The organism is Thalassobacillus devorans (genome assembly GCF_011761345.1).
Classification (GTDB): domain Bacteria; phylum Bacillota; class Bacilli; order Bacillales; family Halobacillaceae; genus Thalassobacillus; species Thalassobacillus devorans.
This window is the reverse complement of sequence record NZ_JAASRY010000006.1, coordinates 112888-135656: the sequence shown is the minus strand read 5'-3', so window position 1 is coordinate 135656 and position 22769 is coordinate 112888. Positions and strand designations below refer to the sequence as shown.

The following is a 22769-nucleotide window of genomic DNA, read 5'->3' as shown; positions in this document are numbered from 1 at the left end:
CCTATCAGCATTCAACATGCAAGTCAAAAGATAAAGCAGCTTACATAAAAAATACAGCCAGCGAAGGATCATTCTCCTGCACGCTGGCTGTATGTTTATTTTGCTGCCGAGCATTTATAGCTATCGACGCTGACTCCTGTTTCAGCGGGAAGTAATAGCTCCACCACTGCTTCTCCTGGAAAGGAGGAAGCGAGCTTGCGTTTCACTGTTTCTCCTTTTCCAGGTGGGGTGAAGCATAGAAGAATCGGGCCGGCACCGCTGATAGCTACACCGTAGATTGGTAATGATTCTTTTAATGTCATGACTGTTTCCCATTCCGGAATCGACTGGGTCCGGTAAGGTTGATGGAAAAGGTCTTCGGTCATCATTTTTCCAGCAAGGTCCCAGTCATGCTGCAGAAGGGAAGCGACCAGCACATTGCTGATACTGCTGGCTTCCACGGCTTTAGCGTAAGGAAAGCTTTCTGGCAAAAGTCCCCGTGAAGCATCTGTTTTCATTTCATAAGACGGAATGACAGCGACTATATCAACTTCCGGACGTCCACCTAAAACAATATGGGTTTCTTTTTCCTGATGACATCCAATCACCAGGCCGCCGTAAAGGGAAGCGGCGACATTATCGGGATGGCCCTCATAAAGACTTGCATATCGTGCTTTCTCTTTCAGTGAAAGGTGGAGATCCAGCAGGTAGTCAGCAAGTTCGATGCCGGCTACGATGGCAGCGGCACTGCTTCCGAACCCCTTAGACATGGGAAAGTCGCTGCTTAACTTAACGTTGACAGGAGGGAGAGAGCTTTTTTTATGGTTCTCGGCCACAAATGCTGCGACCTGATAAATTAGGTTATCTTTCCCTGCTGGCAGTCCTCTTAAGTTTTCAGTTTCAGCTTCGAAAGACCATTGGCTGTCCGGTGACACATCCAGTGTCAAATAACGGTTGACGGCTAGGCCGACAGAATCAAATCCGGGGCCTAAATTAGCAGTGCTGGCCGGGACTTTGATCGTGAACATCCCGCTGGCACTCATGGTTTGACACGTCCTAAAATATGATCGAACACCACTTCTTCTTCGTTTGGAAGAACTACCGGTTTCAAAGTGGAGTTTTCAATGGCACAGTCTGGATCCTTTAGTCCATTTCCCGTCAGGACAGCGACAACTTTAGAACCTTTTTTGATATGACCGTTTTCGATGTCTTTCTTTAAACCTGCTATTGACGCACAGGAAGCTGGTTCAGCAAAAACTCCCTCAGACTGCGCGAGAAGGTGATAAGCTTCAAGGATCTCTTCATCCGTGACCGAATCGATTTTTCCTTTAGACTCATCAGTGGCAGTCAAAGCTTTATCCCAGCTGGCCGGATTTCCTATTCGGATGGCGGTAGCCAGTGTTTCAGGGTTTTCGACGACTTCGTTTCTTACGATAGCAGCTGAACCCTCTGCTTCAAATCCGTGCATGCTTGGCAGTCCGGTGTTATTTTGTTGATGATATTCTTTGAAACCTTTCCAGTACGCCGTAATATTACCGGCATTTCCGACTGGTATGGAAAGATAGTCAGGAGCGGTCCCCAATTGTTCACATACTTCAAAGGCCGCTGTCTTCTGTCCTTCGATCCGGTATGGATTGACAGAGTTGACGAGGGTGATTGGCGCTTCCTCACTCAGGTTGCGCACCATTTGCATGGCATTATCAAAATTTCCTTTAATGGCGTAAATTTCTGCGCCATACATGACAGCTTGTGCCATCTTTCCCATGGCAATTTTACCATCTGGTATGACGACGATACAGCGCATGTTGGCTCTGGCGGCATAGGCGGCTGCAGCTGCTGAGGTATTCCCTGTCGATGCACACATGACCGCTTCGCTGCCTTCTTCCTTCGCTTTGGCAACTGCCATCACCATTCCGCGGTCTTTAAACGATCCGGTGGGATTAAGACCTTCATATTTCACGTGCAGCTCCACGCCAAGTTTTTCTGATAAATTATCGAGAGCAATCAATGGCGTATTGCCTTCCCACAGGGATAGTTTCGGTGTCTTTTCATTGATTGGTAAATATTCTTCGTATTGATGAAGCAGGCCTTTCCAGTTCATCAGCGTTCATCTCCTTCGACACGGTAACTGCTTTTGATTTCAGAAACGACATCCAGATCATGCAGCTGCTGTAGAATAGATTGATAATTCTTCTTTGATACGGTATGAGTCGTCATGACTATATCTGCTATGTCTTCCTCTTTGGCAGGCAGCTGCAGAATTTTTTCTAAACTTACACCATAGCTGGAAAAGAGGTTTGTTAAAGCAGAAAATGTACCAGGCTGATCTTTGGCATGCAACCTTAAGAAATACTTTGCCTGGATTTCATCCTCATCCTTCAGGTTCTTTTCAAACTGGGGCAAGACAGCACTGTTACCTGTCACACCGAGCCGGATATTTTTCATGACATCAACTAAATCGGAGACTACGGCCGTTGCGGTTGGGAGCTTTCCCGCCCCCGGACCATAGAACATGGTTTCACCAACTGCTTCCCCGTGCACATATACAGCGTTGAATTCATCATTTACGGCAGCTAGTGGGTGGTTTTCAGGGAACAAAGCAGGCTGTACACTTACTTCTACTTTATCACCGGAACGATCAGCGATACCGATCAGTTTCATTGTATAACCGAGCTGCTTGCTGTATTCAAGGTCTTCCTGAGAAACATTGGATATTCCTTCGATCGATACGTCATCCAATTCCAGGTGCATCGAGAAACCCAAGGTGCCGAGGATAGCTATTTTTCTGGCTGCGTCAATTCCTTCCACGTCTGCAGTAGGGTCTGCTTCAGCATATCCCAGTGCCTGCGCTTCTTTCAAGACGTCGTCGTAGGCAGCACCATCCTGAGTCATTTTTGTCAAAATATAGTTAGTCGTACCATTTAGAATTCCCATCATTTTTGTGATGCGGTCTGATGATAATCCTTCCACAAGGCTGCGGAGGATTGGTATACCGCCGGCAACGGAAGCTTCATAAAATAAATCGCAGCTGTTCTCTGATGCTGTTGCCAGCAATTCGCTCCCGTATACAGCCATGAGGTCTTTGTTGGCTGTCACCACGTGTTTTTTATTTTGGAGGGCTTGGACAATATAGTCTTTCGTCGTCTCGACTCCGCCCATTACTTCAATGATGACATCAAGCTCTGGATCATTCAGTACGTCATCAGGGCTGGTGGTCAATCTCGCACCGTTTAAAACGACATCGCGCTTTTTGTCCGGGTTGTTGACCAGGATGTGTTTGACTTCTACATTACATCCGACCTGGTGTTTTAGTTTATCCTGATGCTGGTCAATAATATGCACGACCCCGCTTCCTACGGTGCCTAATCCGAGCAGGCCTATCGAGATTGTTTGTGTCATGTCCTTTGTCCTCCTTTTGTATTTTTAGAAAGTACATTCGTTTACGTATAAAGGACATTATAGTAATGAACCAGCTGTTTTACAACCCTTTTTCAGAAAGTTTTTTAAAAAGATCTTTCTATAGGAGGTGGTTTATTTTCCCATTGATATAAAAAGGTTTAACTTATCCATAAATAAGGGAAGCTATTAGTAGAAAGCGATATGTGAAGAAAGGATGAAAATGAATGATCCGTACAATTTTAATGATTATCGGAGCGATTGTGGTAATCGGTGCAATTTTATCTATGATTTAATAAGAGCAAATAATTGAAGCAGGAGCCAGGCGAACAGCCCGGCTCCTGCTTTTTTTGTTGATTTTCCAGTTAAACTCCCTTTAATTGAAGACTCAGTTTCAAGATATATTTGTTTCCGTTACGGTAGTAACGGGGGTCCAGGAAATCACTCGCTTTCCGTGGGCATGCGCTGAGACATATTCTTGATGGAAAAAGATTGAATGATTAAATCATCATCAAAAATGTGAGCACCAGGACCTTCTCTATCGCGAGGGGAGGGTATTTCAGTCGATAAGGACTGAATGTATCGGGGCGGTCTTTAGTACATGAATAGAGACCACTAAACAGCATGAAAGAGTGGCTAACGGTCATTAGAAAGGGTATAAAGACCGCTGCGCAGTGGATGTGCAGACGGGACGGTCTTTATCAGGCAGCTTAAGACCATTGGACAACGAATGAACTTAGCGGACGGTCTTAATAAAGCGGAGTTGAAAGTCCTGCTTGAGTTCGAACTGTATTACAACAAAGACCAATCAGAGCGATTGGTCTTTTCATCGTTAATGAGATAGATTTTCAGCTTTTTTTCTGTAGAACCGTGGCGATCTAATTCGGCCCTTTAATTGAATAAGCCTTTTACAAAAATCAACAACGATTATCCAAATAAAAATAAATAGGGGGATTTTCCTGAGAGGATGGGGGGGTTCCCCGATTACGAAAAACTCTTTCGCTTTCTATAATTAAATTAACAAGTTACAGGGATCACACAAACACATAAAAAAGTTAAGCGAAGGGGAATTGAAAATGGCTGAAACAGTGTTAAGAAAACCAATGAAAGCAACTCATTCCATTAATGATGCATTTGCTTCGAAATTTGCAAAGTCCATGTTCCTTACTGTCAGTGCAATCATTGTGCTGATGTTCATCGGAACGAGAATGTTCACACATGTTGATTTGAACTTGTACGGATATATGGTAGGTACTTTCGTATTCATCGCAGGCTTCTTCTACCGCTTCATTGCCTGGGGAGAAAGACCGCCAACAAAGATTATCATCAAAAAAGGGATCAAGTTGTTGTTCCGTAAGTCTACACCGAAAACTTCCGTCAACCACCTTGGTACGTACGAATTCATCTGGAATAGGGGAATTTACCGATGGACCCAGCATTTACTGATCGGATGGGGTGTTATTCTTTCTTGCCTGGTTACATTCCCACTTGTTTTCGGCTGGATGTATTTCACGATGGAGGAGAGCGGCTACTATACCATCGTCGCCATGGGAATGGATCTGATAACGGTTCCGGCTGATGGTGTTATCGCTTTTCTTTCTTATAATGCTCTGAATATCACAGCCATCATGGTAATTATCGGGGTATGCATGGCGCTGTACCGCCGCTTGAAAAATATGCAGGCGAAGGCAGAACAGAAATTTCTGTATGATTTTCTACCATTATACTTATTGCTTTTCATCAGTATCACCGGTTTGATTTTGACTTTCATGAACGTGTTTTTACATGGAGCAGGGCATTACGCAATGTCGCTCATCCACCAGTATTCCGTGATTGTGACATTGATTTATCTGCCATTCGGAAAGCTTGCTCATATACCGTTCCGTCCGCTTAGCGTATTTGCAAGAAATTATCGTGAACATTATGGCGAACAATCGATGAAAGAATGCAAGGTTTGCGGAGATGAATTTGTATCAACTGAACAGTCACAGGATGTCGTCAATGTTCTCGGTACTAACGAGATAGATTTTACGATGGAAAAGGACGGATTCAATTTAGCTGAATTGTGTCTCCCATGCCGCCGTAAGTACCGCATTTCCAGATTCGCTGGATTTCCGACCCATGAGGTGAAAACCAAGGAGGCCAACCAAAATGCAAAGGGATAAATTTTTTAAAGAGATAGAGAATGTGGAACACCCGAACGAGAAGCTGATTAAGACACACTGCAGCTATTGCGGGATGCAATGCGGCATGAACCTTCGGGTGAATACAGCCACCAATAAAATCATCGGCGTGGAACCACGTTACGACTGGCCGGTAACGGTCGGAAAAATGTGTCCGAAGGGGGTCACTGCCTACCAGCAGACGAACCATAATGACCGTATCCTGCGTCCACTGATTCGTGATGATGCTTCCTTGAAAGGAACTAAAGAAGGGTTCCGGGAAGCAAGCTGGGAAGAAGCTTACGACTTGATTGCTGAGAAATTCGGTGAACTGCAGCAAAATTACGGAAAGGACAGCTTGTCTGTATTCAGCGGAGTTTCCATGACCAATGAAAAATGTTACTTGACTGGGAAGTTCGCACGTGTCGCCTTAGGTACCCGTTACATTGACTACAATGGCCGGTTCTGTATGTCCAGTGCGGCAGGCGGCTTCCTTCGTTCTTTCGGTGTTGACCGCGGCTCCACACTTCCGTGGACAGATATTCATGAAACAGACTGCCTGTTCATCGCGGGAAGCAATACAGCCGAGTGCCATCCGACTTCCATGTTCCGAATCTGGAATGTACAGGAACGCGGAGGCTACATCATCGTCGTAGACCCAAGGGAAACGCCGATTGCGAGAAGAGCGGATCTTCATCTTGATTTGAAACCAGGCACAGACCTGGCTTTAGCGAATGGTATTGTCCACCTATTAATAGAAAAAGGATATGCTGACGAAGAATTCATCAAACAGCATACCAACGGTTTTGAAGAAACAAAAGAACTGGTAAAACAATTTACGCCAGAATATACGAGTTATTTGACTGGTGTAGCTCCAGAGAAGATAGAAAGAGCTGCAGAAATCTATGGGAAAGCACCAAATGCAGTCGTCATGTTTGCACGAGGGATCGAGCAGCAGCATAAAGGCGTCGATAACGTCTCCGGCTACACTAACATGGCGCTGGTTACTGGCAAGATCGGTCGTCCGAAAGCGGGGGTCGCGACTTTCACTGGTCAGGGAAACGGTCAGGGCGGACGTGAACATGGCCAGAAATCAGATTTGCTGCCAGGCTACCGAAAAATCACCAACCCGCAGCATGTCCAGGAAGTCTGTAACGTATGGGGAATCACACCGGAAGAAATGCCAAAAGCAGGTGTATCTGCTTATGAAATGTTCGAATTGATGGATCAGAAAGAAATCCGGGGGTTATATCTATTGTGCTCCAACCCGGCTGTATCGGCACCGAACTTGAATTTTGTCCGTAATGCCATGAAGAGTCTCGATTTTATGGTCTGTGCTGACTTTTATTTATCAGAAAGCGCCGAATTCGCCGATGTCATCCTTCCTTCCGTTACCTGGTCCGAAGACGAAGGCACGGTAACCAACATCGAAGGACGGATTATCAAAATTAATAAAGCGCAGCAACCACTAGGTGAATCGAAGCCTGACTGGCAGATGCAAGTAGAACTGGCAGAACGGCTTGGCAAGGGTGAAAATTTCTCTCACTTGAAGACAGCAAAAGATGTGGCAGAAGAATTCCGATTAGCTTCCAAGGGAGGAAGCGCGGATTACTACGGTGCTACCTGGGATAAAATCGAAAAGCAGGATGGCGTATTCTGGCCGTGTAAAGATGAGGGAGATGAAGGAACACCACACATGTTCCTCGATAAGAAATTCTATCATCCGGACGGAAAAGCACAAATTTGTGCATTACCTTACCGCCCTCCGGCAGAAGAACCTTGCGAGGAATACCCGCTTCGCTTAACGACTGGCCGTGTTGTCTATCACTATTTGTCCGGCAACCAGACAAGAAGAATTCAATTCTTGAAAGATATGTGCCCGGAACCGTATGTAGAGGTACACCCAGAGACAGCTGGTAAATACAATATGGAGCACGACGAACGAATACGGCTGTATACCCGGAGAGGGGAAGCGGTGTACAAAGTGAAAGTGACAGAAGCCATCCGGAAAGATACCGTGTTTGTTCCCTATCATTTCGGACATGAAGAGTCTATCAACTTATTGACGATACCGGCACTCGATCCAAAATCAAGAATGCCAGAGTTCAAGGCATGTGCCGCTCAAATGGAAAAACTCGAACCTAAGAAGGTGCTATAAATGAAGAAACGGTTATATATCGAATTAGAAAACTGTATCGGATGCCGTTCCTGCCTTGCCGCATGTACCCAGTGCGGCGGGCATGAAGAACGGAACAGGAATTATGTCTATGATGTCAATCCTCACGTGAACAGACAGACGATGCCGCTGATGTGCCTGCATTGCGAAAATCCTGCCTGTGCACGGAGCTGTCCGGCCCAGGCCATACAAATTCATGAAACAGGAGCTGTCCTGTCAGCACTTGTTGAGAAATGTATCGGCTGTCAAAACTGTACGATCGCATGCCCATATGGCATACCGAAGTTTGATGAAGAACAAAACCTGATGTACAAATGTGACCTTTGCATCGATCGGACGAAAGATGGAATCCCGCCAATGTGCGCCAGTGTCTGTCCTTCCAACACATTGCAATGGCTGACAGAAGAAGAGATCGAACAGAAGCAGCGCCGTCATGACCTGGATAATGACAAATGGGTGACCAGCATGCCATACCTGGAAGGTGCGACAAATGTCAAAGTGAATCTCCCGGGAATTTTGCAAGGGACAGAAAAACTCTTTTAAGGAGGAAGTATCATGAGTGATCGCAATAACAAGGTACCGTTTGACGAAGATAACTATACGCATAATATCAATCGGAATAATGAACGGATGCTCGACCGCAGAGGGTTCATGAAAACATTAGCAGGTGCTGCCGGTGTCTTCGCTGTTTCTACCTTGCCATGGGGAGCTGTCGCCGCTAAGGAACTGATGGGGCTTGGAGATAAAGAATACCCGCATCAGAAAATTGCTGACGTTAAGGATGTGAAAGTTGGGGATTCTGTTAAATTCCATTTTCCGAGTGAACATGATAGTGCCATTCTAATCAGGCTCAGCGAAAATAAATACGTCGCTTACCAGAATGCCTGTACCCATCTCAGATGCCCGGTATACTGGGTCAAGGACGAACAGGAAATGATCTGTCCGTGTCACCATGGAAAATTTGATGCATCCACTGGTGCACCGACAGCAGGACCACCGCGCCGGCCGCTTCCAGGAATCAAAGTGGAAGTGAAAGATGACGTTATTTACGCAGTGAGGGTGAAGCGTTATGAAGCGTAGTTACGTCGGAGTTATTCTGTTGGCAGCCATTTTAATGATGAATATCGTGTTTACGCAGTTAGTCGTCCATCAATATTATTACGAAAACTATGGGGTTACATTACTGTATGCCGGATTGAATGTTCTGTTGTTTCCGGTAGCGCTGTTTATATATAAGAAGGAAAAAAACAAAGGAGGCAGCAAGGGATATGAAGAGCGAAACCTATCTTGATTTCTGTTTTATCAGAGAAAATTCCGGCACACTTGCTGCCGAAGTAACCGCAAGTTTTGAACACCTTTTCAAAGGACAGCGTCTCCACTGGTACTTAGATGATAAAACAGCGGAAGATGCTGAAATTGTAGTGGCCGAAGTGAAAGGAATGAGCAGCTGGGGATCCGAACAGGAAGTCATCGATCATCTGGAAGAAACAGCGGGAGATATATTCTGGAAAGCTCTCCAAGGTTACCAGTTCTATGTTTATCCACCGGAGAAAAAGGGGTGTGGCAGTTGTGGTATCAGTTGAAAATAGTGATATAGAAAGATTTATAGGCGCTCCCGTCAAAGTATGTATTCATGGGGAAGCTGGTGAAGACATGGCGCCGTGGCTGGATAAAAAGGTAAAAAAGCTGGCCAATTGTCCGGATAATACCCATCTCAGAATCTATTTTGATGATCATTACTTTTTTGCTGTTCCGTTGACCAGTGAGGTCGAACAAACAGAAACCGAATGGTCTGCTTATGATCAGGAAGCCGGCCTCCATTATGTTATCAAAAGCGAGGGGAAACCGCTATGAAAACGAAAATTCAACTTCCACTACAAACAATGAACCTTGTTACAGGTTTTATGGTTTGGGTATTGATCTCATCCTTACTTCCTTTTATTTCCGAAGATATCGCTATTGCACCGGAGCATATTGCCTGGGTTACTGCTATTCCGGTTATTTTAGGGTCAGTCTTAAGAATTCCACTGGGATTCTTGGCTAACTTACTAGGTGCACGGTTGATTTTCATGGTAAGTTTCATCTTATTACTATTCCCTGTCTACTATATCAGTGTGGCTGACTCCCTGATTGATCTTTTGGTTGGCGGCCTGTTCTTAGGCATCGGTGGAGCTATCTTTTCTGTCGGGGTTACTTCTCTGCCGAAATATTATGATAAAAGTCGTCATGGCTTCGTCAATGGGATCTACGGAGCGGGTAACATCGGTACTGCCATCACAGCTTTCGCCGCACCAGTGGTGGCTGCAAACTTCGGATGGTCGTTCACGGTGCAGCTTTACCTTGTACTGTTAGGGATTTTCATCTTGTTGAACTTCTTTTTAGGAGATAAAAAGGAAACGAAAGTGAAAATGCCATTAATGAAGCAAATCAAAGGGGTCTATAAAAATGAAAAGCTATGGCTCTTCTGTTTATTCTATTTCATTACCTTTGGTTCTTTTGTGGCGTTCACTGTCTATCTTCCGAACTTTCTAGTCGCAAACTTTGGATTGGATAAAGTAGATGCCGGGATGAGAACGGCTGGATTTATCGCTGTCGCCACTTTCCTGCGTCCACTTGGAGGCTGGCTCGCAGACCGCTTCCATTCCCTTATTTTATTGATGTATGTGTTTGGTGGATTCACCGTAGCTGCCTTGCTGTTATCCTTTGCCCCATCGATCGGGCTATATACAGTCGGCAGTTTGACCATTGCCGTTGCAGCCGGGGTTGGAAATGGAGTCATTTTCAAGCTAGTACCAATGTATTTCAACAAACAGGCTGGAATTGCTAACGGTATTGTATCTGCGATGGGAGGTTTGGGAGGTTTCTTCCCACCGTTGATGCTGTCCCTTCTTTACAGCTTGACAGGACACTATGCCATCGGATTCATGGCGCTTTCTCAAATCGCTTTAGCAAGTTTGATTCTGGTCATATGGATGTACTATCATGATAAGCTTGCTGTGTCTAACCAGATTATGGAAACGACACCGCTCGGCATGATGGTCACAGACAAAAAGGGTAAAATTGTCACTGTTAACCCTGCTTTCACCAAGGTTACCGGTTTTGAATCGGACGAAGCAGCCGGGAAAAGTCCAAGTATCCTCAAGTCTGGCAGACAGTCTGCGGCGTTTTATAAGCAGATGTGGGAATCATTAGAGAAGCACGGCTACTGGCAGGGAGAAATCTGGAATAAACGTAAAGACGGAGAACACTATTTAGAATGGCTGACCATCAATGCCATAAAGGATGACGCGGGGGAAATCATCCAATATGCCGGTGTGTTCAGTGATATTACCGGAAATCAATCTGAAAAAAGCATGTAAATCATAGAGGAGGATGGAGATGGAGCTTGAATCTGGCAACCAGGCGTGCAGTTATATCATTCAGTCTCAGGAAGAAGAAATTAAACGGGCAGCCCTTGAGCTCCATGAAAGCATCAACCAGAATCTGTATACATTGCAAACGGGTTTGAATTTCATCGAATCCGGCATCGAACAGCCGGAGTTGAGAAACTACGCGAAGGAAATGTCCGGCCTGATGGAGCGGACAATCCGTGAAGTCAGACTCCTGTCTGTTGAATTATATCCAAATACGTTATCAACCTTAGGATTGACGGCCGCTGTGAAAAGTTACGCTAAGTTATTCACGAACACGTTCGGTATTTTGATTGATGTGGAGTCCCAGGGGGGAGAAAAACTGCTTTCCGATCCAGAAAGTCTGGCCGCTTTTCGTGTCTGCCAGGAAGCTTTGATCAACATCGCCAAGTATGCAGATACAGATAAAGCAAAAATAGCGTTTACATGGGGAGAGTTTTCCGTGAAAATAGAAATTAAAGATACTGGAAAAGGGTTCGATACAAACGAAGTGATGGAAAGCGGCCGTTCCATGGGAATCGCTGCCATGGGGGAAAGGATGCGTCTTGTCGGGGGGCAATGCAACCTTTCCTCTGAGTTGGATAAAGGGACAACGGTTTCCATCGTTTTGCCAATCCAGTCATAGGAGGGGTTATGGGATGATTAAGGTTCTGTTGGTGGACGACCACGCAGTGGTGAGGATGGGGTTGAAGATGTTACTGAATTCCTTACCGGATATGGAAGTGGTAGGGGAAGCCTCTGAAGGAAACGAAGGAATCGAGAAAGCTCTGGAACAAAAGCCGGATGCTGTTTTGATGGATTTGAGTATGCCTCATGGTAAAGATGGTTTATCTGCAACAGCGGAATTGAAAAAGCAGCTTCCTGACACCGCTATCCTTATTCTTACCATGCATGACGATGAAGAATATTTATTCCGTGCTATACAGGCGGGAGCTTCCGGTTGTGTGTTGAAAAGTGCGCCACACGACGAATTAGTTAATGCGATTCGTTCCGTATGTCAAGGGGATGCCTACCTTCATCCTTCCGCACAGAAACGCTTAATGGAAGAATATCTGGGGAATTTGAAGAATGATGGTGCTGATACGTATCAGCTGCTATCGGATCGGGAAAAAGAAGTCCTGACATTGATAGCTAAAGGCTATTCGAATAAAGAGATTGCAGAAAAGCTGGTCATTAGTGTCAAAACCGTAGAGACCCATAAAGGGAATCTGATGGAGAAGCTGCAAATGAAAACACGGCCGGAACTGGTGTCCTTTGCATTGAAAAAAGGGTTGCTTGGTTATGGGATCCAGTAAGGACGTGATGGAATGGAACCTTTAAAAGCGTTGATACTGACCGAATGTGACCGGCTGAAGCATGGGATACCCTGTGATTTTGTGGGGGTCGCTTTGCAGAATCGAAACAATCCGGATATTACCTGGCCTTACGCAATTGGAAATCGAAATGACAAACATAAATACATTACCGTCCGATATGGAAAGGGTATTGCCGGAAAAGTAATTTCCAGTGGAACGCCGATGGAAATCACTGATTTTCCTGAAACTATTTTAGGGAAAATAACCGATTACCCGATTATGTTAGCCGAAAAGCTGGTTGCCGCTTATTCGGTTCCTTTAGTTTGGAATGATCTTCCTAAAGGCGCCCTTCTGATTGGTTACCGGCATGCCCGCAAGTTTGATGAACAGGAAAAGCAGAATCTAAGGGAAGTTGCGCAGCATTTGGAATCATTTTTGTCTTCCCATTTTACCGATGAATAGGGAGGGATTTGGTGACCACACGAACGCACCACGGTAATCAACAGGAAACTGCGGAAGACGCCACCGTTGTCATTGATGAAGCAGGGTATATCGAGTCGATGAATAATAAAGCGCTGAAACTTTTTGAAGCAGATACTGCAAGTGGCACAGGCAGCCATATTAAAAAGTGGATACCCGAGACGAATATAGACGTGTTAGAGCCAGGGACATTTACACAACAGTTTGGTGTAACGACATTAGGACAGCGCTTTCCCTTATTCATACGGAAAAACACCTTTTCTATTGGCGGGAACAACTACTCCCTGCTTGTTTTGCATCCTGATAATGACAGTTCTATCTCCAACCTGGAACCACAAAAGGTTTTAAATGAACTGCTTGATATGAAGTTTGCACTTGATGAATCGACGATTGTAGCGATCACCGACCAAAAAGGGACGATCAAATATGTGAATGACAAGTTTTGTGAAATATCCAAGTATTCGGAGGAAGAGTTGATCGGGGAAGATCACCGGATCATCAATTCCGGTTATCACTCTAAGGAGTTTATGCGCGATTTATGGCGGACAATCGCCAATGGTCAAGTGTGGCGGGGGGAAATCAAAAATAAGGCGAAGGATGGCACCCATTATTGGGTGGACACGACGATTGTGCCTTTTTTGAATAATAAGGGCAAGCCCTACCAATACCTTGCAATCCGTAAAGAAATCACAGAATTCAAACGCGTCGTTGATGAATTGGAAAGATCGATGCAAGAGCTTGTGGATTTGAAGTTTGCTCTTGATGAGTCATCCATTGTTGCCATTACCGATGAAAAGGGAATCATTACGTACGTCAATGATCAATTCTGTCATATTTCAAAATATAAGCGGGAAGAATTGATTGGACGCACCCATTCGATCATTAATTCAGGCTATCATTCGAAAGAATTTTTTAAAGCGTTGTGGCGAACGATCGGTAGTGGAGAGGTATGGAAAGGTGAAATAAGGAATAAGGCTAAAGACGGCAGCTATTACTGGGTGGATACGACGATTGTGCCGTTTTTGAATGAGAAAGGAAAACCCTACCAGTACCTGGCTATCCGTTCCGAGATTACGGAAAGAAAGCGTGTAGAAGCAGAGTTGCAGCGAGCAATGACGCGAATCATAGAGGTGCAGGAAGAAGAGCGGCTGCGGCTATCGCGAGACCTCCATGACGGGCTTGGACAAAATCTGTACAGTCATTTAATTACGATCAGCAGGCTGAGCGCAGAAATGGAACATCCGTTGATTGACCAGATGCGGGATGAAGCGACGGAATTGATCGAAGAAGTACGTGATATCTCCTGGGAGCTCCGTCCATCCGTTCTGGATGACCTCGGGCTGGTGCCGGCGATCCGATCCTTCCTGAACCGCTACTCTGATCACTATGATATCGATGTCATGTTCGAATGCGTGCTTGATCAAAGGTTAGGCCCGCATGAGGAAATAACCATCTATCGCATCATTCAGGAAGCCCTGACGAATATATGGAAGTACGCAAAGGTCGATCGAGCCTGGGTGACCATTCGTGAACTGGACGATGTCGTCCGGGTGATGATTGAAGATCAAGGGAGAGGTTTTGATAAGAACCAGTTATCCTCCGGTGTCGGCCTGTTCAGTATGGAAGAGCGTACGCGTTCGGTTGGAGGGGAGTTGGAGATTATCTCCTCTCCTGAAGAAGGAACGAAAATCATAGCAGAAATCCCTAATAAGAGCGATGAGTCGGACTAATTATAGTTCGGCTTTTTTGCTTCAAATTTGGTGATAAGTAAGTTGGGGGTACTCGCAAATATATCAAGAAAGTCTCAAATAAACCATCTAAAAATCATAGCTCGTCTTTGTTTTACATAAAATGGTGGTACCTGGAGATGAGGGGATGATCTCAATTCGTTTGTTCCATGAATTCCGTCAGTTTGCAATGAGGGGCAGTGCAGCAGAACTTGGGGTGGCGCTGGTGTTGGGCGCTGCTTTCAGTGGCTTCATCGACTCTCTTGTTTCCGATATCCTGCTTCCTCCAATTGGTTTGATTTTAGCTAAAATGAACTTTTCGGATTTATTCATCAGCTTGAGCGGTGGTTCTTACCCGTCACTGGCGGCAGCTAAAGAAGCTGGCGCTGCTACCATCAACTATGGGTTGTTTTTATCATCCTGTATCCGATTTATCATCATCCTTTTTGCTGTTTTTATGGTAGTGAGGCAGCTGAATCGATGGAAGAAACCGAACCAGGACCTTGTCGCTGCCATGACGAAAAAGGAATGTCCTTATTGCTGTACATCGATTCCTGCAAAAGCTAGTATCTGCCCTAACTGTGGCACAACCCTGAAACAAGTGAAGGATTCCCCCAACAGTCAGGAAGAACAAAGGAGTTTCCGGCTGGGTATTAAATGAAAAGCATACCATGGGTGTGCTTTTTTACTTTTTTTGGATGTTGAAGTGAAGTATGAAAAATAATGAACAGCGAATTATAAGTACAAATGTTTCATCCAAACATGGATCTTCTTATATAAGAAAAAAGAACAGCAGTCAGACAAACGACCCTCATATTTACATTTCGATTGAGTGCACATCGGTCGTGTGCACTCTTTTTATATTCAAAAAGCAGATAGATGGAGGAGCAGAAATGGAACAGAAAAAGTGGGACCTTATTGCGTTAGCATCTATCCCCCTCGTGATGACGTTAGGTAATTCCATGTTAATACCTGTTTTGCCAATCATTGAAAAGGAAATTAATATCTCACCCTTCCAATCAAGTTTGATCATAACCGTTTATTCCGTAGTTGCTATCGTATTGATTCCTATTGCGGGTTATTTATCGGATAAATTAGGAAGAAAAAAAGTAATCATTCCAAGTTTGATTATTGTTGGGGTTGGGGGAACCATTTCTGCATTTGCTGCCTGGAAGATGGCAGAACCTTACCTGCTAATCCTCGCCGGGAGGTTTTTGCAGGGGATTGGGGCAGCGGGTGCTTTTCCTGTAGTGATCCCTACAGTTGGAGATATGTATAAAGAGGAAGAACAAGTAAGTGCTGGACTGGGTCTGATAGAAACCTCTAATACGTTTGGAAAGGTGTTGAGCCCTGTTTTAGGTGCTGTGCTTGCGGTATTTCTTTGGTTTATTCCATTTGCTGCAATACCGTTGCTTTCCTTGATAGCCATTGTTCTGGTATGGAAGTTCGTGAAAGTTCCTAAAGAAAAACCAGAGGATGAAGAAAAAAGCTTTTCTCAATTCAAAGCGTCCATCAAAGAGGTATTTCATCATAATGGCAAGTGGCTGATGGCGATATTTTTCATTGGATGTATCAATATGTTTGTATTATTCGGTTTTCTTTTTCATTTATCTGCTTTATTAGAGTCTAAATATGCAATTGAAGGGGCTAATAAAGGTTTGGTACTGGCCATTCCTCTGTTATTCTTATGCGCTGCTTCTTATTTTAGCGGGAAGAAAATTGGAGAAAATAAAATGCTGATGAAATGGGCAGTGATTATCGGGAATGGAGGGGCGGCTTCTACCCTGGTTTTTATAAAGAATGAGACAGGCCTGGTCATGCTGCTTCTATTGTTGTCGGTTGCCGGACTTGGAATTGGGTTATCACTGCCCAGTCTGGATGCATTAATTACCGAAGGGATTGAGAAGGACGTACGAGGAACCGTCACCTCACTGTATAGCAGTATGCGTTTTGTAGGGGTGGCGGCAGGACCGCCTATTATCGCCATTTTAATGGAACGCTATCCTGCAGGATTATATTTGAGTCTCGCACTATTAAGTGGGATGGCTGTGATTGTTACCTTATTTATGATCAAACCTTCCAACGAAAAGCCGGAAGTTCAACTGGAGCATTAAAATTTGAGGGCCAATGGTATTTTATCAAAAAGGGCTGCCCGTTTATGTCTATTAAAGACTATGGGACAGCCCTTTTTTTATTTAATTAATTAGCTTTTTAGATAGCGGGGAGACCCCAAGGCTCTGGATGATAAGGGAAATCAGTACAGCAGCGAAAGAAAGGGAAACAATCATATCAATGTCACCCGAGCTTTTTGATTGTAAACTTAAAATTAGAAAGATAGACATAGTCCCTTTTAAACCAGACCAGGATATAAGGCTGGCCTCACGCCAGGAGATGCGATGTCTCCAATGAGGGAACAATTGTGTGGTCCCTGTAATGATAACAAATCGAATGACCAGGGATAATACGAAGATGATTGCCGCAAATCCCCAGGCATTGAATAAAAGTGATTTGGCTGCCTGGATACCGATTAATAAAAAGATCAGGGACAATATGGTCAACTCCGCAATTCCCCAAAATCCATCCAATGTATCTTTAAAATGATCTTCCCGTATTGTTCTTCCATATTCAAACGACAGCATGATGCCGGCAAATACAGTTGCCAGGACACCAGAAACGCCGATATGTTCGGCGATATTGAAAATGCCATAAGCTAATATGATGCTCAGCATCACCTGGTATTGCCGGTTATGAGTGAAGTGCACAGCTTTACTCATCAGCCAGCCGAATAATATTCCCAGAGCTGCACCACCGAGAGAAACGAGCAGAAACTCACCCAGGAAAGATACGATGCTGAATGTTTTGCTCTGTGTAAGCATTCCAGATAATACGGTAAAGATGACAATGCTCGTCCCATCATTAATTAAAGATTCCCCTTCTACTACATAAGCGATTTTTTCGTCCCCTGCCGATTTTTTCAAAATCGACACAACAGAAACAGGGTCCGTTGGTGTAAGGATAGACGCTATGATTAAAGCTCCCAAAAACGACAGGGAAACGAAAGGACCGCTTAATGCATAAATGGCAGCTCCAAGCAGCGTTACCGTTAGCATAATACCGATGGTAGCTAAGAAACTGATGATTCCCGCATTCTTTTTCAATTCATCAGGCGAAAAACGATAAGCAGAAGTAAACAACAGGGCTGGCAGGAAAACGTGATAAATCATATCCTTTGTAACTTCAATAGATGAAAAATAAGGAATGAATGAAAGGCCAATACCTATGATGACAAGGATGGTAGGTACTGGAAAGTTTTCCTGCTTCTTGTCAATTGTAAATATAATATAGCCAATGAATAACAGTAAGATAATGTGTGAAGTAGACAAGTCCACCACTCCCTGAAACAATACTAATTTCCGATTCCCGTCATCAGTCGCCATAAACGTGTAAATCTTGACTCCGACAAGGGCAGGCATATTTCCTGATCGATCAATAAAGCATTCGGGTTGATGTCCGGGTTAGCGGTCATTAAGTCTTTGACACTCAGGTTGTGTTCCATGGCTATGGTATAAAAGGTATCTCCAGGTTTGATGGTATAAATTTGCGGACAGTCTTCGTCCGGTGCTTCAAGAGGGATGGATATCACCTGTCCTGGCATTAGGAAAAATGGGTGGACCCCGGGATTTTCAGCCATCAGTTTTTCTATAGGGACATTAAAAAAGTGAGCGATGTTATAGATGCTGTCGCCTGGTTGGATAAAGTAGAAATACTTTTTTCGATGAGAACAGCAGGGTGCTGATGGGAGTTCATGCTGATTCATATGACAAGGTACAGGATGAGGTGGAAAAGCCGGGTAATAGTACTGATACATAGGCAATTTTTCTCCTTTCAATCCTATATCATAGAGATATTCAAAAACAGACTCCCTGTGATAAGAAATTGGAAAGGGTCATAAGGTTACAGCAGTATCGGAGGGGGTATAAAAAGAAGAAGGATGGAGGGATGCATGTGAGTCATAGAAAACAAGACCGAAAAAATCTTGATAAACAAATGAAAGAGGCTGAAAAGCAGCCAAATGACGATACAGAAAGTCCGAATAGACAATTTTATATCCCCTCACAGATAGTGAATGAGTTTGGTGAAAAAGGCCGGGACCACCTCGCAAAACCGTTCCGTGCTCAGATGCTGCTGGCGTTCACTGCCGGCTCATTCATGAGCTTTGGAGCTGCTTTCTCCATACTGTTAGGAATCGGCATCGAAGCAGAAGGACTATACTATCTATTGACAGGGCTTGGCTTCGCTGCTGGTTACGCGATGGTGTTTATTTCAGGTGCTGTATTGTTCACAGAAATCAATGTCATGCTGCCTACGTATAAGTTTCATATCGCTGGATTAATGCACAAGGATATGGTGAAGTTTTGGCTTTCCTCTTATTTAGGCAACATTGTAGGGGCATTATTCGTAGCCGTTCTCATTCAATCTTCCGGTTCGTTGTCTCAGCCATTTTATACAGAGTTGCAATTTATGCTGGATAAAAAGATGAAGTTTATGGAATTGGGAGCAGCCGGATGGTTTGAAATCATCGTTTCAGGTATTTTGGCAAACTGGCTGATTGGGATGGCTGCATTCTTAACGACAGCTGCACGGGATATTACAGGAAAGCTGCTTGGGACTACCCTGCCTGTCATTTTATTCGTAGCAGGAAACTTTCAGCATAGTGCTGCCAACATGGGGTATTTCAGCCTTGGGGTGCTGTCTGACTCATCCTATAAGTGGTATGAATTTGTTTTCTTCAACTTAATTCCTGCAAGTATCGGAAATATTATTGGCGGGGCTTTGCTTGTAGCACTTCTTTTCAGCTATGCATACAAAGAGGATTTAGATAAAAAACAAGGAAATGGAAACTAACTTGTCGAGAAGTCTGGCTGCTTCATCCGTTATTTGAATAGTGGCACAGGCTTTTACAGCGGCTATAAAGAAGGCATGAAAGTAAAAAACACTTGGCTATCAAACCAAGTGTTTTTGTGTCTGAATTTCACATCACATTTCCTTCCGCTGGGATAGGGTTTTGTTTCAATATCCTAGCTAAATGGATCAGGTTGTAAGCTTCCATTGTGATATTACTCCGGGTAAAGTCATTTTCGATACCGTTGGCTTCAATATAGGACGGGCCTGGCCCTGCTTCTCCAACCCAGTATGCATCGGCATTCGGTGGAATGTTGAAACCAAAGTGAGATAGCGAGAAGAGGATGGAGCCGGCTGCTTTTTTAGCACCATCTTCGTTACCGGTCACCACTGTTCCGGCTACTTTATTATAGTAAATTGATTGACCTTTTTCATTTGTGATGGTGGCCCCTCCATTGATTCGTTCAATGGCCAGTTTGGCAAGACTGCTTTTTTCTCCCGCCCACACCGGGGTAGCAAGAACAAGAATATCGGCTTCCTTGATTTTTTCAAAAATTTTCGGCCATTCATCACCTCCCCCGAGGTCGTCACTGACTCCAAATTTGATGGAGTAGTCAGCGAGCCGTATGGTTTCATGGACGACCCCTTTTTTATTGAATATCTCTGTCAATTCATTGGAGAGTGCTTCCGTATTGGAAGGTTCTTCATCACTTGTTTTAAAGGATGCATTCAAGATTACAGCTTTCAGTTCGGTCATTGTATCCACTCCTTTATGTACTTGTCTTTTCCCGATATAAATGAGATAAATCCTGTGTTTTTACTCTGTCGGAATCTGTCACCAATCTGGTAATAAATACCTATATGTTTGGGATTGCGTTACATTCCTCTGCCGTGGTAAATTTGCATTAAATAAAGATAAAGCACTTGGAATTGATTGAACCCTCAATCTTCTGAAAATTAAAAAAGTGCTGGAGTCTTTATGAAGCCTGGTTAGGTAATTGCCCAGTGACTTGAAATGGAGTCCAAAATGGGAATCTCCTAATACATTTTTAAAAGGAGGGTGAGCTGCTGTGACGATCCTGTTTACCAAAGGCCGGGAACTGTTTGAAGAAGATGCAAAGAACCAGGCGTTCAAGGAAAAACCAGAAAAAAACAGTCCAGCGAAAACTCGTAGTGGTAAGTTTTTGTCTTTTGCGAAAAAGCGTAAGTAAGCCGTAAATTGAAGGCTTGGTCTTTGGAAAAGTGAATAAGGGCAGGATCAACGAAACATGGGATAAGACGCAGCAGGTCATCAATTACAATCAGAAAAAGTCTGATGATGGTGGCAAGACTGATAGAGAATACGCATGAACGTAGATAAATCCTATGTTTGCGGTTGACATTGCATTAAGAAGGCCTTTGCAGGAACCATTTCTGTAAAGGTCTTTTTCGCATCTCAATTCTTAACTAAAAAATGGAATATAATTTTAAGTTTTAACATTTGCACATGGGGAATCGCCTAGTACACTCAATAATAAAGGAGGGTTGAAAAGTGACGATCCTGTTTACCAAAGGCCGTGAGCTGCTGGAGCAAGATATGAAAAATCAAGCTTTCAAAAAGCAGCCAGAACAACAACAAGCTCAGAAAAAGAACGGAAAAGTAACCATGTTTTCTAAAAAGAAGTAAGTCTTTGGCGCTGAAAATTTAATAAAACAGGATCAACTATTTCATGGGGATGACTTAGAGGCAGTCATCAGCCAAGCATCATAGCTTGCTGTGATGCAATTAAATCGGAATTGAGGATGATAAACATTTCACTACGTTATGGAGTATATGCCCATTTAATTCCTATGTTTTTAGTTGTATCAGACAGTTGAGCAGAATCCTTCCTCACTCAAAGTGAAACGAGGGATTCTGTTTTTTAATGTCCAAAATTATGGTGGATAGTCCTTCTACAAATGGGAAGCAATAAAGTCAGTGTAATTCAAATCAAACTACAGAAACTAAGCAGACGAATATTAAATTAGGAAGGGAGGTCATGTGGTGCGATGCCATTTTTATAAAAACCGTGCTGCTTGTTTGCTTATCCTGTTATTGTGCCTGGGTATATCTACAGCTGAACCATTAGCTTTAGGGACGGCTGCATACCAGGATGATTTTCTTGAGGCCGCAGAAGAGGAGCAGCATCTCGAAGTGCACTTTATTGATGTGGAGCAAGGAGATAGCATCTATATTAAATTTCCCAATGGAAAAACGATGCTCGTGGATGCAGGCGATCGAAATGCCGGAAAGAAGGTCGTTCAGTATCTTAAAAAGCAAGGAGTCACCGCCATCGACCAGGTCGTTTCCACCCATCCTGATATCGATCACATCGGTGGTTTTTTAGAAGTGTTTACAAAAATGCACGTAACCCGTCTGTTAGACAGCGGAAAAACACATACAACAAACACGTATGCTGAATATTTGAAGCTGATTGCTTTACACCAGATTCCTTTTAAAGTAGCGGAAGAGGGGCAAAAACTCCAACTGGATCCGGATGTCGAGGTAAAAGTTCTTCATGTAGATCGGGAAGCCGAGGAAAACAATCCAGCATCTATCGTATTAAAGGTAAGTTATGGAGAGATCGATGTACTTTTGACGAGCGATACGGATGAAAAAAATGAGAAAAAGCTGATTAAACGCTACGATCTTCGTTCTGAAATATTAAAGGTCGCGCACCATGGTTCTGCTACAAGCAACTCGCAGGCGTTTGTGGATGCGGTCAATCCGGAAGCTGCTGTTTTTTCGTACGACCAAGCCAATGATTACGGACACCCGGTAAATAAGGTTGTTGCCAGGTTATATCACATAGGTACTGCCTTATATTCTACAGCTGAGTCGGGTGATATCGTCGTTTCCATCGATAAAGAGGGTTATGAAATAAAAGCAGATCCCTATGATCCTGGTTTTGACCCAGGACCTAAACAGGAATAAAGCCCGGATGAGGATCCGGGCTTCTGATTATTCTAGAATTCGATTCATTTCATCCACATCCATATGCTCGTCAGGTTCGGGGATTTTACCAAGTGTCATGACGCCGCTTCCCCCGCAGACACTGCAAGTATACTTCCATTCCTCATCGTCCATTAATAATCCTTCCCCATCACATGCTTTACATATTCTGCTCCGATCCATTAGAAATGCCTCCTTGGATTGTTTTTATATGTGTTAAGATAGCCTATTTTATTGTTTGTTATGTATGGGAGACAGTTGGAATGTTTTT

25 protein-coding genes are annotated in these 22769 nt (G+C 43.9%); 18 read left to right on the top strand and 7 right to left on the bottom strand.

Going from position 1 to position 22769, the window contains the following annotated elements; translation table 11 throughout:
* Positions 1-95 precede the first annotated feature (95 nt).
* The 3 genes from thrB to FHS45_RS17535 are packed head-to-tail and all read right to left on the bottom strand — an operon-like array spanning position 96 to position 3378.
* The gene (thrB, locus tag FHS45_RS17545; RefSeq protein WP_062438648.1) at positions 96-1022 is read right to left on the bottom strand and encodes a homoserine kinase; all 927 of its coding nucleotides are present in this window, start codon (positions 1020-1022) and stop codon (positions 96-98) included.
* Positions 1019-2080, bottom strand: coding sequence for a threonine synthase (gene thrC / locus FHS45_RS17540; RefSeq protein ID WP_062438651.1), 1062 nt, complete (start codon positions 2078-2080; stop codon positions 1019-1021). Before thrC ends, thrB begins: the two co-directional genes overlap by 4 nt.
* Entirely contained in the window at positions 2080-3378 is a 1299-nt protein-coding gene (locus FHS45_RS17535) for a homoserine dehydrogenase (protein WP_062438654.1), read from the bottom strand. The genes thrC and FHS45_RS17535 overlap by 1 nt, the downstream gene beginning before the upstream one ends.
* Before the next feature lie 1118 nt (positions 3379-4496).
* Here FHS45_RS17535 and FHS45_RS17530 point away from each other — a divergent pair.
* From FHS45_RS17530 to bcbE, 14 genes are all read left to right on the top strand, one after another.
* Complete coding sequence (locus FHS45_RS17530) at positions 4497-5540, top strand: hypothetical protein (protein WP_062439115.1); 1044 nt, start codon at positions 4497-4499, stop codon at positions 5538-5540.
* Positions 5527-7695 (top strand): molybdopterin oxidoreductase family protein, encoded by a 2169-nt coding sequence (locus FHS45_RS17525; protein ID WP_062438656.1) that lies wholly within the window; start codon positions 5527-5529, stop codon positions 7693-7695. Before FHS45_RS17530 ends, FHS45_RS17525 begins: the two co-directional genes overlap by 14 nt.
* Positions 7696-8256, top strand: coding sequence for a 4Fe-4S dicluster domain-containing protein (locus FHS45_RS17520; RefSeq protein ID WP_062438659.1), 561 nt, complete (start codon positions 7696-7698; stop codon positions 8254-8256).
* Between the two features lie 12 nt (positions 8257-8268).
* Positions 8269-8793 (top strand): QcrA and Rieske domain-containing protein, encoded by a 525-nt coding sequence (locus FHS45_RS17515; RefSeq protein WP_062438662.1) that lies wholly within the window; start codon positions 8269-8271, stop codon positions 8791-8793.
* Positions 8783-9004, top strand: a complete 222-nt coding sequence (locus tag FHS45_RS17510) for a hypothetical protein (RefSeq protein ID WP_062438665.1) — start codon at positions 8783-8785, stop codon at positions 9002-9004. Before FHS45_RS17515 ends, FHS45_RS17510 begins: the two co-directional genes overlap by 11 nt.
* The gene (locus tag FHS45_RS17505) at positions 8982-9296 is read left to right on the top strand and encodes a hypothetical protein (protein WP_062438669.1); all 315 of its coding nucleotides are present in this window, start codon (positions 8982-8984) and stop codon (positions 9294-9296) included. Before FHS45_RS17510 ends, FHS45_RS17505 begins: the two co-directional genes overlap by 23 nt.
* Complete coding sequence (locus tag FHS45_RS17500) at positions 9283-9567, top strand: hypothetical protein (RefSeq protein ID WP_148349943.1); 285 nt, start codon at positions 9283-9285, stop codon at positions 9565-9567. Before FHS45_RS17505 ends, FHS45_RS17500 begins: the two co-directional genes overlap by 14 nt.
* On the top strand, positions 9564-11072 hold the full coding sequence (locus FHS45_RS17495) for a nitrate/nitrite transporter (protein WP_062438674.1): 1509 nt from the start codon (positions 9564-9566) through the stop codon (positions 11070-11072). Before FHS45_RS17500 ends, FHS45_RS17495 begins: the two co-directional genes overlap by 4 nt.
* Before the next feature lie 19 nt (positions 11073-11091).
* Complete coding sequence (locus FHS45_RS17490) at positions 11092-11748, top strand: sensor histidine kinase (RefSeq protein WP_062438677.1); 657 nt, start codon at positions 11092-11094, stop codon at positions 11746-11748.
* A gap of 13 nt (positions 11749-11761) precedes the next feature.
* Entirely contained in the window at positions 11762-12418 is a 657-nt protein-coding gene (locus FHS45_RS17485) for a response regulator (RefSeq protein ID WP_062438680.1), read from the top strand.
* 12 nt (positions 12419-12430) lie between these two features.
* Positions 12431-12880 carry a GAF domain-containing protein gene (locus FHS45_RS17480; protein WP_062438683.1) on the top strand — a complete coding sequence of 150 codons (450 nt, stop codon included), beginning with the start codon at positions 12431-12433 and terminating at the stop codon, positions 12878-12880.
* A 98-nt stretch (positions 12881-12978) separates the two neighbouring features.
* Complete coding sequence (locus FHS45_RS17475; protein WP_082411886.1) at positions 12979-14628, top strand: PAS domain-containing sensor histidine kinase; 1650 nt, start codon at positions 12979-12981, stop codon at positions 14626-14628.
* A gap of 160 nt (positions 14629-14788) precedes the next feature.
* A complete protein-coding gene (mscL, locus tag FHS45_RS17470) occupies positions 14789-15286 on the top strand; it encodes a large conductance mechanosensitive channel protein MscL (RefSeq protein WP_371872056.1) in 498 nt (165 codons plus the stop codon).
* A gap of 232 nt (positions 15287-15518) precedes the next feature.
* Positions 15519-16739, top strand: a complete 1221-nt coding sequence (bcbE, locus tag FHS45_RS17465) for a bacillibactin exporter BcbE (RefSeq protein WP_062438688.1) — start codon at positions 15519-15521, stop codon at positions 16737-16739.
* An 81-nt stretch (positions 16740-16820) separates the two neighbouring features.
* On the opposite strand, the gene FHS45_RS17460 is transcribed toward bcbE, so the two are convergent.
* On the bottom strand, positions 16821-18008 hold the full coding sequence (locus tag FHS45_RS17460; RefSeq protein WP_062438691.1) for a cation:proton antiporter: 1188 nt from the start codon (positions 18006-18008) through the stop codon (positions 16821-16823).
* A 23-nt stretch (positions 18009-18031) separates the two neighbouring features.
* Positions 18032-18493: a LysM peptidoglycan-binding domain-containing protein gene (locus FHS45_RS17455; RefSeq protein WP_062438694.1), complete on the bottom strand. Its 462-nt coding sequence runs from the start codon at positions 18491-18493 to the stop codon at positions 18032-18034.
* Positions 18494-18630: 137 nt separating this feature from the next.
* On the opposite strand from FHS45_RS17455, the gene FHS45_RS17450 reads away from it, so the two are divergent.
* On the top strand, positions 18631-19530 hold the full coding sequence (locus tag FHS45_RS17450) for a formate/nitrite transporter family protein (protein ID WP_308789094.1): 900 nt from the start codon (positions 18631-18633) through the stop codon (positions 19528-19530).
* 127 nt (positions 19531-19657) lie between these two features.
* Here FHS45_RS17450 and FHS45_RS17445 read toward each other — a convergent pair whose 3' ends face one another.
* The gene (locus FHS45_RS17445) at positions 19658-20284 is read right to left on the bottom strand and encodes a flavodoxin family protein (RefSeq protein ID WP_062438697.1); all 627 of its coding nucleotides are present in this window, start codon (positions 20282-20284) and stop codon (positions 19658-19660) included.
* Positions 20285-20597: 313 nt separating this feature from the next.
* Here FHS45_RS17445 and FHS45_RS17440 point away from each other — a divergent pair, with 313 nt between their 5' ends.
* From FHS45_RS17440 to FHS45_RS17435, 3 genes are all read left to right on the top strand, one after another.
* Entirely contained in the window at positions 20598-20738 is a 141-nt protein-coding gene (locus tag FHS45_RS17440) for a hypothetical protein (RefSeq protein ID WP_157620104.1), read from the top strand.
* A gap of 320 nt (positions 20739-21058) precedes the next feature.
* On the top strand, positions 21059-21193 hold the full coding sequence (locus tag FHS45_RS20395) for a hypothetical protein (protein ID WP_258953942.1): 135 nt from the start codon (positions 21059-21061) through the stop codon (positions 21191-21193).
* Positions 21194-21550: 357 nt separating this feature from the next.
* On the top strand, positions 21551-22480 hold the full coding sequence (locus FHS45_RS17435) for a ComEC/Rec2 family competence protein (protein WP_166761438.1): 930 nt from the start codon (positions 21551-21553) through the stop codon (positions 22478-22480).
* 27 nt (positions 22481-22507) lie between these two features.
* Here FHS45_RS17435 and FHS45_RS17430 read toward each other — a convergent pair whose 3' ends face one another.
* Positions 22508-22681: a hypothetical protein gene (locus FHS45_RS17430; protein ID WP_166761437.1), complete on the bottom strand. Its 174-nt coding sequence runs from the start codon at positions 22679-22681 to the stop codon at positions 22508-22510.
* Between the last annotated feature and the right edge of the window lie 88 nt (positions 22682-22769).

Excerpts from the sequence above, each read along its gene's own strand:
- FHS45_RS17475 (WP_082411886.1), top strand. The coding sequence starts at position 12,979 with ATGAATAATAAAGCGCTGAAACTTTTTGAAGCAGATACTGCAAGTGGC.
- bcbE (WP_062438688.1), top strand. The coding sequence starts at position 15,519 with ATGGAACAGAAAAAGTGGGACCTTATTGCGTTAGCATCTATCCCCCTC.
- FHS45_RS17525 (WP_062438656.1), top strand. The coding sequence starts at position 5,527 with ATGCAAAGGGATAAATTTTTTAAAGAGATAGAGAATGTGGAACACCCG.
- FHS45_RS17520 (WP_062438659.1), top strand. The coding sequence starts at position 7,696 with ATGAAGAAACGGTTATATATCGAATTAGAAAACTGTATCGGATGCCGT.
- thrB (WP_062438648.1), bottom strand. The coding sequence starts at position 1,022 with ATGAGTGCCAGCGGGATGTTCACGATCAAAGTCCCGGCCAGCACTGCT.
- FHS45_RS17515 (WP_062438662.1), top strand. The coding sequence starts at position 8,269 with ATGAGTGATCGCAATAACAAGGTACCGTTTGACGAAGATAACTATACG.
- thrC (WP_062438651.1), bottom strand. The coding sequence starts at position 2,080 with ATGAACTGGAAAGGCCTGCTTCATCAATACGAAGAATATTTACCAATC.
- FHS45_RS17510 (WP_062438665.1), top strand. The coding sequence starts at position 8,783 with ATGAAGCGTAGTTACGTCGGAGTTATTCTGTTGGCAGCCATTTTAATG.
- FHS45_RS17430 (WP_166761437.1), bottom strand. The coding sequence starts at position 22,681 with ATGGATCGGAGCAGAATATGTAAAGCATGTGATGGGGAAGGATTATTA.
- FHS45_RS17505 (WP_062438669.1), top strand. The coding sequence starts at position 8,982 with ATGAAGAGCGAAACCTATCTTGATTTCTGTTTTATCAGAGAAAATTCC.
- FHS45_RS17480 (WP_062438683.1), top strand. The coding sequence starts at position 12,431 with ATGGAACCTTTAAAAGCGTTGATACTGACCGAATGTGACCGGCTGAAG.
- FHS45_RS17535 (WP_062438654.1), bottom strand. The coding sequence starts at position 3,378 with ATGACACAAACAATCTCGATAGGCCTGCTCGGATTAGGCACCGTAGGA.
- FHS45_RS17495 (WP_062438674.1), top strand. The coding sequence starts at position 9,564 with ATGAAAACGAAAATTCAACTTCCACTACAAACAATGAACCTTGTTACA.
- FHS45_RS17485 (WP_062438680.1), top strand. The coding sequence starts at position 11,762 with ATGATTAAGGTTCTGTTGGTGGACGACCACGCAGTGGTGAGGATGGGG.
- FHS45_RS17455 (WP_062438694.1), bottom strand. The coding sequence starts at position 18,493 with ATGTATCAGTACTATTACCCGGCTTTTCCACCTCATCCTGTACCTTGT.
- FHS45_RS17445 (WP_062438697.1), bottom strand. The coding sequence starts at position 20,284 with ATGACCGAACTGAAAGCTGTAATCTTGAATGCATCCTTTAAAACAAGT.
- FHS45_RS17490 (WP_062438677.1), top strand. The coding sequence starts at position 11,092 with ATGGAGCTTGAATCTGGCAACCAGGCGTGCAGTTATATCATTCAGTCT.